The organism is Pedomonas sp. (genome assembly GCF_036515995.1).
Lineage (GTDB): Bacteria > Pseudomonadota > Alphaproteobacteria > Sphingomonadales > Sphingomonadaceae > Pedomonas.
This window is the reverse complement of record NZ_DATBUP010000114.1, coordinates 1-9,311: the sequence shown is the minus strand read 5'-3', so window position 1 is coordinate 9,311 and position 9,311 is coordinate 1. Positions and strand designations below refer to the sequence as shown.

General features: G+C 65.9%; 12 protein-coding genes. All 12 read right to left on the bottom strand.

Translation table 11 applies throughout. The features are described from left to right. Positions 1 to 219: 219 nt before the first annotated feature. Positions 220 to 555 carry an HNH endonuclease gene (locus VIG90_RS08760; protein ID WP_331593112.1) on the bottom strand — a complete coding sequence of 112 codons (336 nt, stop codon included), beginning with the start codon at positions 553 to 555 and terminating at the stop codon, positions 220 to 222. 97 nt (positions 556 to 652) lie between these two features. Next, positions 653 to 1,624, bottom strand: a complete 972-nt coding sequence (locus VIG90_RS08755; RefSeq protein WP_331593111.1) for an isoaspartyl peptidase/L-asparaginase — start codon at positions 1,622 to 1,624, stop codon at positions 653 to 655. A 56-nt stretch (positions 1,625 to 1,680) separates the two neighbouring features. After that, complete coding sequence (locus VIG90_RS08750) at positions 1,681 to 2,172, bottom strand: demethoxyubiquinone hydroxylase family protein (protein WP_331593116.1); 492 nt, start codon at positions 2,170 to 2,172, stop codon at positions 1,681 to 1,683. An 86-nt stretch (positions 2,173 to 2,258) separates the two neighbouring features. Continuing rightward, the gene (locus VIG90_RS08745) at positions 2,259 to 2,759 is read right to left on the bottom strand and encodes a disulfide bond formation protein B (protein WP_331593110.1); all 501 of its coding nucleotides are present in this window, start codon (positions 2,757 to 2,759) and stop codon (positions 2,259 to 2,261) included. Then, positions 2,756 to 3,307 (bottom strand): YqaA family protein, encoded by a 552-nt coding sequence (locus tag VIG90_RS08740; protein WP_331593109.1) that lies wholly within the window; start codon positions 3,305 to 3,307, stop codon positions 2,756 to 2,758. The genes VIG90_RS08745 and VIG90_RS08740 overlap by 4 nt, the downstream gene beginning before the upstream one ends. A gap of 132 nt (positions 3,308 to 3,439) precedes the next feature. Next, on the bottom strand, positions 3,440 to 4,495 hold the full coding sequence (locus VIG90_RS08735; protein WP_331593108.1) for a divergent polysaccharide deacetylase family protein: 1,056 nt from the start codon (positions 4,493 to 4,495) through the stop codon (positions 3,440 to 3,442). A gap of 13 nt (positions 4,496 to 4,508) precedes the next feature. Further along, entirely contained in the window at positions 4,509 to 5,837 is a 1,329-nt protein-coding gene (locus VIG90_RS08730; RefSeq protein WP_331593107.1) for a S41 family peptidase, read from the bottom strand. Positions 5,838 to 5,850: 13 nt separating this feature from the next. Then, entirely contained in the window at positions 5,851 to 7,176 is a 1,326-nt protein-coding gene (locus VIG90_RS08725; protein ID WP_331593106.1) for a murein hydrolase activator EnvC family protein, read from the bottom strand. A 9-nt stretch (positions 7,177 to 7,185) separates the two neighbouring features. Continuing rightward, complete coding sequence (locus tag VIG90_RS08720) at positions 7,186 to 7,611, bottom strand: 23S rRNA (pseudouridine(1915)-N(3))-methyltransferase RlmH (protein ID WP_331593115.1); 426 nt, start codon at positions 7,609 to 7,611, stop codon at positions 7,186 to 7,188. Continuing rightward, positions 7,611 to 8,003, bottom strand: a complete 393-nt coding sequence (gene rsfS, locus VIG90_RS08715) for a ribosome silencing factor (protein WP_414695484.1) — start codon at positions 8,001 to 8,003, stop codon at positions 7,611 to 7,613. Before rsfS ends, VIG90_RS08720 begins: the two co-directional genes overlap by 1 nt. Before the next feature lie 10 nt (positions 8,004 to 8,013). Beyond that, positions 8,014 to 8,670 carry a nicotinate-nucleotide adenylyltransferase gene (locus VIG90_RS08710; protein WP_331593105.1) on the bottom strand — a complete coding sequence of 219 codons (657 nt, stop codon included), beginning with the start codon at positions 8,668 to 8,670 and terminating at the stop codon, positions 8,014 to 8,016. Positions 8,671 to 8,690: 20 nt separating this feature from the next. Continuing rightward, positions 8,691 to 9,311: glutamate-5-semialdehyde dehydrogenase (locus VIG90_RS08705; protein ID WP_331593104.1), on the bottom strand; the 621-nt coding region annotated here is incomplete at its 5' end.

Sequence of the window (9,311 nt, the reverse complement as noted above, 5' to 3'; positions counted from 1 at the left end):
CCTGACGGACTGATCGGTCCAACGACGCCTTGAGCGACTTTTTCAGGCCGGGAAGCGCGACTGCTTCCCGGCCTTTTTAGTCGAATAAGTCTAAGCTGCCGACCGCCGCCGCCACGTTCGTGGCCGCCCTTACGCTTGATGTAACGGTCGGGGCCTTGGTCGGCCCGGTGTTCGAGCAGTGGCTGAACTCTTGAGCCCTTCCCGTTCGGTGAAATGCGATCATCGCCGCTTGCGGCCGCCTCTGGGCTCGGTGCGCTTGTGGAAGTCTGCGGGCTTGTCCGCCACCCAGCGGAGGAACTTGGCGATCTCGGGATGGTCGCGCAGGTCCGCCATGCTGGGGTAAAACCGCTCCAGCTCCGCCTCCGTCAGCGTGGCGTGAATTGTGCGGTGGCAGATGGGATGGACCGGCACGACATCGCGCCCGCCCCGGCTCTTGGGGATGACGTGGTGCCACTCGGTCTTCGCGCCCAGCGGCCGGCTGCACAGGGCGCAGCGTGGCGCATCCTGCACCTCCACTGCCTCCTCCCGCACCTCGCGCCAGCGCCTTGCCGCCATGGCCCGCTCCTGCTTTGCACCTCTTCAAAAGAAAACGGCCGTGACGGGCCCTGAGACCGCATCACAGCCGTTTCTTTGGTTTGCCGGAGGCAGAGGGTCAGTCGTTGCCCAGAATGCCCGTATAGGGCTCCTCGCCTTCCTTGAGCGATCCGCGGAACATGCCCGGCGTGTTCATGACGAGCGCGATGTTCCCCTTGGGGTCGATGGCGATGACGCCGCCCTCGCCGCCCATCTTCACCAGCTTGTCCTTCACCACCGCGTTGGCGGCGTCTTCAAGCGACATGCCCTTGAACTCCACGAGCGCGCAGATGGTGCGGGCGACGGTGGCGCGGATGAAATACTCGCCGTGGCCGGTGGCGGAGACGGCGCAGGAGGCGTTGTCCGCATAGGTGCCGGCGCCGATGATCGGGCTGTCACCGACGCGGCCCCATTGCTTGTTGGTCAGGCCGCCGGTCGAGGTGCCCGCCGCCAGATTGCCGTGGCGGTCCAGCACGACGACGCCGATGGTGCCGAACTTGGAGAGGTTCACCTTCTCCTGGCTGGCCTTGGCCTTTTCCAGCTGCTTCTGCCGCTCGGGCGTGATGAAGTAGCTGTTGGGCACCTGCTCAAGCCCTTGCGCCTTGGCGAACGCCTCGGCCCCGGCCGCCTGCAGCATGACGTGCTCGGACTTGTCCATGACGGCGCGGGCCGCAAGGATCGGGTTCTTCGTGGACTTGAGACCGGCGACGGCACCGGCCTCCAGCGTCCTGCCATCCATGATGGAGGAGTCCAGCTCCACCTCGCCTTCCGCGTTCAGCACCGCGCCCTTGCCGGCGTTGAACAGCGGGTTGTTCTCCAGCGCAATGGCACCGGCAACAACGGCATCCACCGCCGTGCCGTTGGCTTCCAGAACCTTCTGGGCGGCCAGCAGGGCTTCCCGCAGGCCGGCGTGGTAGGCAGCCTTCTGCTCCTCGGTGAACTGGTTGTAATCGTACCGTCCGGCGCCGCCATGAACGGCGACGGCATAACGTCCTTCAGGCGCTGCTCCCGGAGTGGATTCCGGCGCGGCGTGGGCAGTGCTTACGGTCATGAACGCTCCGATCAACAGGGACAAAAGTTTGCGCATGAAGACGCCCCCTCTTTGGCTCAGATCTTCTCGGATACCCGAATGGCGATGCGACAGCCGGTCTTGATGGCCGCCGAGAGCAGCGCATAGCCCGGAGTTTCCTCGGCCCCATGGGCAATAGCGGCGTCATGATGCTCCAGTTCCTCGTCACGGAACTGTTTCACAACGGCGGAGAGTTCAGGGTCCTTGTCGCCCAGCTCTTCAAGCTGCTGGGCATAGTGCTTCTCGATCACATCCTCGATGGCGGCGGTGCAGGCCATGGCGGCACGCGGGCCCATCAGGGCCGTTGCCGCGCCCAGCGCGAAGCCTGCCACGCTCCACAGCGGCTGGAGCGCGGTGGGGCGCACCCCGCGCTGCGTCATCATCTGGTTGAAGCGATCGAGATGCTGGCGCTCCTGCTCCGCCATGCGGCGGATCTCGCCCGAATAGCTGTGACGGCTGCCCATGACGGCCATCTGCCCGGCATAGATGCGCGCCGCACCGTACTCGCCCGCCTGATCCACGCGCACCATGGCGGCAGCGCGCTCCTTCAGCGTCGGGGAGCCCGGCAGATGCTTGCCCGGCTCCGTGGTGCCAGCCTTGGCCCGAGGGGTTTCTGTCAGCGTTTGCGCGTCATGCTCAGCCATAGCACCAAGCCTCCCATGAGGAACGAGATCAGGGCGTTATAGCCCGCCATTGAGATGCCGAACAGGGACCAGGGGGTCTCATCGCAGCGGATGACCGGCGCGGCCATCACGGTGGCAAAGATATCCTCGGCGCTCTGTCCGCCGCCAATCACCGAACAGGCTGTCGGCCCTTCCCACCAGTCCTGCTCCACGCCGACGTGGAATAGGCCGATGGCCGCTGTCATCAGCAATGCAATGCCCGCCAGAACGGCAGCGATCCGCGTAAAGCCGGATTGCCCGGCGCCCGGCTGCGGCCTGGCCAGCGCGAGGCCCCCGCCTGCGGCGAACACCAGCGCCGCAATGTGCGGCCAGCGCTGCCAGTGGCACATCTCGCACGGGTGCAACCCGCCGATGTATTGGAACGCCAGCGCCCCGCCCAGCAGTGCGCCCGAAGTGACGGCCGCCGCCGCCAATGCCCATCCGATTCTCGTCATATGTATTTCAGTACCGCAAAGCCGCCAACCAGGGCAGCCACGAAAAGGGTGGTGACCAGGGTCAGGCGCTTCTCGATGAAGGTGCGGATGGGCTCGCCATAGGCGCGCAGCAGCGCGGCGATGAGGAAGAAGCGGGCACCGCGGGTGATGACGGAGGCGACGATGAACGGCAGCAGGGCGAAGTGCGCGGCGCCGGAGACGATGGTGACGAGCTTGTAGGGAATGGGCGTCAGGCCCTTGATCAGGATGACCCACAGGCCCCACTCGGCATAGTTGGCGTGGAACTCGCTCGCCTTCTCCTGCATGCCGTACAGCTGGATCAGCCATTCGCCGATCGACTCCATGGCGTAGTAGCCGATGAAGTAGCCGAACAGGCCGCCCAGCACCGATGCCACGGTGCAGATGGTGGCGATGAGCCAAGCCTGTTTAGGCCGGGCCAGCACCATGGGCACCACCACCACGTCAGGCGGAATGGGGAAGAACGAGCTTTCCGCAAACGAGATCGCGCCAAGGCTCCACAGTGCCCGCGGCCCTTCTGCCAGCCGCATTGTCCAATCATAAAGCCTGCGGATCATCGCCCCACCGGTGGTTACGTCAAAACTGCCCCGCCTTTAGCAGATTGCGCCCCTTGCAACAGCCGCTTTCGGCCAGCCGAGGCCTTGCCGTTTCAAGTGGGGATGTTAGCGTGCCGCGCTACCTTGCGCGTCCAGCAGGGCCCGCGGCGGCACCAGCGAGATCTTCTTGCCCGCCAGCTGCGGCAGCCACGCCGCCAGCTGCTCCAGCACCAGCGAGGACGGTTCGATGACGCCCACCGCCACCCCGCGCGACCGGGCCAGACGCTCCAGCGTTGCCAACTGCTCGGCAATGGCCTGTGCCGTCACCGGGCTGCCGACGAAACTGTCATTGACCAGCAGCGGCAGGCCCAGCGTCTTTGCGATTGCGCGGCTCTGGGTCTTGCCGCTGGCCCGGCTGTCGAAGAACGGCAGGCCCTTACCGTGCACGGCCGCCAGCACCGGGTGCAGTGCGGCTTCCCGGGTGGTGAAGGCCGACCCCATGATGGAATAAACGCCGACCTCGCCGTCGATGCGGTTCAGCACCCACTCCAGCCGCTTCAGGTTGCGCTCGGGCGCGGAATTCAGCAGCAGCGCCTGCGGACCAGGGTTCACCTGCGGATAGCGCAGCGGCTCCATGGGAATGCCGAGCCAGATCTCGTGGCCTCGCTCCCGCGCCGCCGCGACCAGCGCGGGCAGATCCTTCGGATACGGATTGAAGCCGAACGCCACCTGCGGCGGCAACTGGTCGATGGCCTTGCGAGTGAGTGCCGGGTTCGCACCCGCATCGGCCAGCAGCAGCACGATCTTCGGCCCTGCGGGGATGACGCTTGCCGGAACAGGCGCAGGGGCAGGCGCGGATGTGGATACGGACGCAGGTGCTGACGCGGAGGCACCAGGGTCAGGCAGCGCGGCTTCGGCAGCCTCGGTCACATCAGCTGCCCGCGCTTGGGACTGCGCGATCTCAGGCGTTTGCGAGCCCGAACGGATGGGTTCTGCGTGCGGCAGGTCCGCCAGCACGGCGGAGGCCGGAACGTGCCGGACGTGGGTTGTCAGCAGCCCGGTGAAGCCGACGGCCAGACCTATGAAGATGAACAGGCCGACCGCGCCCGCCAGCAGCCACTGCCACAGGGGGCGACGGTGCGTTTCATCGTCAGGAAAGTCGTCGTCCGGTCCTGCTCGCATCCCGAACCAAGGGTCAGTTGGTTGCGACGCGCGCGGTCGGGCCGCCCATCCGCTGCAACAGCTTCAGCGCATAGTCGAGCTGGAAGTCGGTGATGCCCTGCTTCTTCAGGCTTTCCGCCGTCACGTTCTGGAACCGCGGATCGGGCTTGTTGTCCCGTTCCTCCTGCTTCTCTCCGGCCTTGCTGCCGTTGAGCAGGTGGTTGCGCAGGTCAGACTCGCGCAGGGTCAGCCGGTCCTTCAGATCAGGGTCAGACAGCTGCGGCACCTCGATATCCGGATCGATGCCCAGCTCCTGCACCGAACGGCCGGCCGGCGTGTAGTAGCGGGCGGTCGTCAGGCGCAGCGCCGTGTCCGGCGACAGCGGAATGAGCGTCTGCACCGAGCCCTTGCCGAAGGTGCGCTGGCCAATGACGATGCCGCGGCGCTGATCCTGCAGCGCGCCCGCCACGATTTCCGAGGCCGAGGCGCTGGCTTCGTCCACCAGCACCACGACCGGCTTGCCGCCCGTCAGGTCGCCCGGCTTGGCGTAGTAGCGCTGGATGTCCTGCTTGCGACGGCCGCGCTGGGAGACGATCTCGCCCCTTTCGAGGAACGCGTCCGACACCTCGATCGCCTGATCGAGCAGGCCGCCCGGGTTGCGGCGCAGGTCAAGCACGTAGCCGGTCAGCCGGTCCGCGCCGATCTGCTGTTGCAGCGAGGAGATCGCCTTGCGCAGGCCCGGACCCGTGGGCTTGCTGAACTGGGCAACGCGGATGTAGCCGACCGAGCCCATCGCCTCATGGCGCACCGGGCGCAGGGTGATGATCTCGCGCGTCAGCGTCACGTCAAACGGCTTGGTGGCCCCTTCGCGCACGATGGTCAGCGTGATCGAGCTCTTGGGCGGGCCCTTCATCTTGCTCACCGCTTCGGTGAGAGTGGTGCCGAAGATCGGCTCCTTGTTGATGTGGGTGATATAATCGCCCGCCTTGATATTGGCGCGCGAGGCCGGCGTGTCATCGATGGGCGAGACCACCTTCACGGTGCCGTCTTCCAGCGTCACCTCGATGCCGAGGCCGCCGTATTCGCCCTCGGTCTGGGTGCGCATCACCTCGAAGTCACGAGCGTCAAGGAAGCTCGAGTGCGGATCGAGCGCGGCAAGCATGCCGTCAATCGCGCCTTCCAGCAGCTTCTTGTCGTCAACCTTTTCAACATACTCGGCGCGCACGCGCTCGAACACGTCCATGAGCTGATCAAGCTGACGGTAGGTTTCCGTATCTGGCGCGGCCAGAACCGGCTGGGCGACGAGACACCACGCAAGGGCACTAGCTGCCAGAGAGAAACGACGCCGGGGTGTAAATGCCATGTAGAGCCTGACCTTATCCTGCGGTACGCCCACTCAGCCAAGGCAGGGGATCAACCGGGGTCCCGCGCTGGCGAAGCTCCAGATACAGCTCCGGATCACCCTGATCCGCAGCATCCATAACCCCGACCGGCGAGCCGGCCTGGACAGAAGCGCCAACTTTCTCGTCGATCCGCGCCATACCTGCAAGCAAGGAATGATATCCATTGCCGTGCGCGATAATCAAGAGTTGGCCATAACCGCGAAACGGTCCAGCGAAAACGACACGACCGCTGGACGGTGCTATAACTTGTGCCTGACGGCGCGTGCGGATCAAGATGCCTTTCGATGATCCGCCCCCGTGCGTCGCTGCGCCGAACCGCTGCGTAACCGGACCTTCGGCGGGCATTCGGAAGCCGCCGCGTATGTTGACCGGAGGCGTCATCGCAACGGTTGGCGGCGACCGCCTGCCCTGCTGAACGCTCGGCTGACTCCGGGGTGCCTCTGCCACCGCCGGCTGGCGGCTGGCGCGCACCCGCTCGGCGAGCCCCGCCGGACGCGGGCGCGGCGCAGGCAGCTTGGCGAACTTCTCGCGCAGGCGCGCCTCGGCCTCCAGCTTTGCCAGCAGGTCCTGAATGTCCTTCGCCTCGCCGGCCATCTTCTGAAGCCGGGCGTTTTCGCCCTCGGCTTCCTTCAATACCCCGGCACGCTGCTTCTCACGTTCGGCGCGGAGTGTTTCCAGATCCTTCCGGTCCTTGCGCAGGCCTTCCAGTTCCTTGCGGTGGTTTTCTTCCTCGCCGGTCAGCGCGGCCTGGGTCTCGTTCAGGTCCGCCACCTGCTGGCGCAGCACCGCCGTGCGATCCTGCAGCGCGGGCAGAACCGCCATCATGACGTTGGCTGACCGGACCGTGTCCGATGCGGAGGCCGGGCGCAGGAACATGAGCGCGCGCGGGCGGCGCGTCATGGTCTGGAGCGCGGCGATCAGCTGGGCCGTGTCCTTCTGTCCGGCGCTGAGCGCCTTCACCTGCACGTCCCGCTCGGCAGCCAGCGTCTTCAGCCGCTGCTCGATCTGGGACAGGTTGCGCTCGCGCGTCTGGATGGCCTTGGCGATGGCCACCATGTCCCGCTCGGTCACATTGATTTCGGAGGAGAGCTTGTCAGCCTCCTTCTTGAGGGCAGACTGGCGCTTCTTCACCTCCGCCATGCCCGCTTCCACCTCCTTGAGGCGGGAGCGCGCGGATGTTTCGTTTTGCGCAGTCGCACGCGCGGAATTCTCAGCTTGCGCGCGTGCGCCTTCGGGGCCCGCCGTCAGGGCGAGCGCCGTCAGCACGGCCAGCAGTCCGGTCTTGCGCAAAGCTGTCACGCGCTACGCCTAGTTGCCTCGGTGGTAGGGATGGTTCGCAAGGATGCTCATCGCCCTGTAAAGCTGCTCGGTCAACATAGACCGAACCATCATGTGCGGCCAAGTCATCGGACTGAAGGAAAGAAGCATGTCGGCGCTTTGCCGCACCTCCTCGGCATGACCGTCAGCCCCGCCGATGAGGAAACGTACTTCGCGCACGCCCTCGTCCCGCCAGCCGCCTAGCTTTCCCGCAAAGGCCTCGGACGTCAGCATCTTGCCGCGCTCGTCGAGCACGACAGTGCGCACGCCGCCCTCGGGGGGAGGGAGGCGCTGCGCCTTCTGTTCGCTCAGTTCGGTAATCTTGAGGGTGGGGCCAAGCCGCGCGGCATAGCGGGCAACAAGCTCCGCCTCGGGCGAACGCCCGATCCGCCCCACCGCCACGATGTGCAGCAGCATCAGGCTGCGGCAGGCCCGGCGGGGACCTCCACCGACCACATTTTCTCGAGGTTGTAGAAGCTACGAACCTCTGGCCGGAACAAATGGACAACCACATCACCAGCGTCGATGAGAACCCAGTCCGCCTGCGGCAGACCCTCAACCCGCGACACAACGCCGAGTTCGGCCTTGAGGCGCTCCATGAGGCGGTCAGCCATCGAGGCGACGTGCCGCGACGAGTTACCGCTTGCGATCACCATCACATCGGCGATCGAGCTTTTACCCTTCAGCGGAATGGAAATGACATCGACGGCTTTGTCGTCGTCGAGGGATCTGAGAACCAGATCATGCAGACCAGCTTCATTCGCGGCCTGACTTTGAACGCCACTTTCAGCGGCGGCAATCGGAGGCAATCCTTTCTCCCTACTTGGTGGTGTGACCATATGCATCTGTCCAATCCGGCTGTTGCTTCCGCAGTGCCGTTGATGATTCGTCAACACCAGGCTGTTCAAGGCAAACAAGCGCGGGCAAGGCCCATTCCGTCCACCTTGGTGCCGTCCGGTCGGGCTTGAGCGCTTTCTTTAGCGGACCCAGAACCCGTGCCGACCGGCGAGCTTCAGAATACCTCGGGCGGAGCAGAACGGCAATCGGAACCGCCCGGACAATCTGACGCCACTGGTGCCAGCGATGGAAGCCCTGAAGGTTGTCCCCGCCCATCAGCCAGATGAACCGGGTGCCTGGGTGCAGGGCGACCAACGCCTTAAGGGTATCAACGGTATATTGTGTGCCGAGTTTCCTCTCCACGTCGGTCGGCACGATGCGTGGGTTGCGGGCAATGGCGCGGGCCGAGGCAAGCCGGATGGCCTGCGGGGCCATGCCCTCGGCGGATTTCAGCGGGTTTTGCGGGCTCACCAGCCACCACACCGCATCCAATCCCAGCCGCTTGATCGCCTCCTCGCTGATGTGCACGTGCCCCCGGTGCGCCGGGTTGAACGAGCCGCCCAGCAGCCCCACGCGCTTGCCGCGCCAGCGGGCGGCATTGCGCAGCGCCACGGAGCCTGAGACGGGATCTGTGCCCAACCCTTTGGACCGCCGCGTGCTCAAACGGGCCGCGTCTGGCCTTCGCCGCGCACCACATATTTGTAGGTGGTCAGCTGCTCCGCCCCGACTGGCCCGCGCGCATGCAGCTTTGAGGTCGAGATGCCGATCTCGCCGCCGAAGCCGAATTCGCCGCCGTCGGCGAACTGGGTCGAGGCGTTGATCAGGACGATGGCGCTGTCGACGCCCTCGGCGAAGCGTTCGGCGGCTCTTTCGTCGGTGGTGACGATGGCCTCGGTGTGGCCAGAACCGTAGCGGCGGATGTGCGCGACCGCGCCGTCCACGCCGTCCACCACGCGCACGGACAGGATGGGGGCCAGGTATTCGGCGGTCCAGTCGACCTTGGTCGCCTCACTCATGTTCGGGACCAGGGCGCGAGCCTCGGCGTCGCCGCGCAATTCGCATCCAGCGGCGATCAGGTCTGCGGCCACGGCGGGCAGCAGGCGATCCGCCGCCACGCGGTAGACCAGCAGGGTCTCGGTCGCGCCGCAGACGGAGACGCGCCGCATCTTGGCGTTCAGGGTTACGCGGCGGGCGACGTCCAGATCGGCGGCGGCATCCAGATAGGTGTGGCACAGGCCCTCGAGATGGCCGAGCACCGGCGCCTTGGCTTCGGCCTGGAC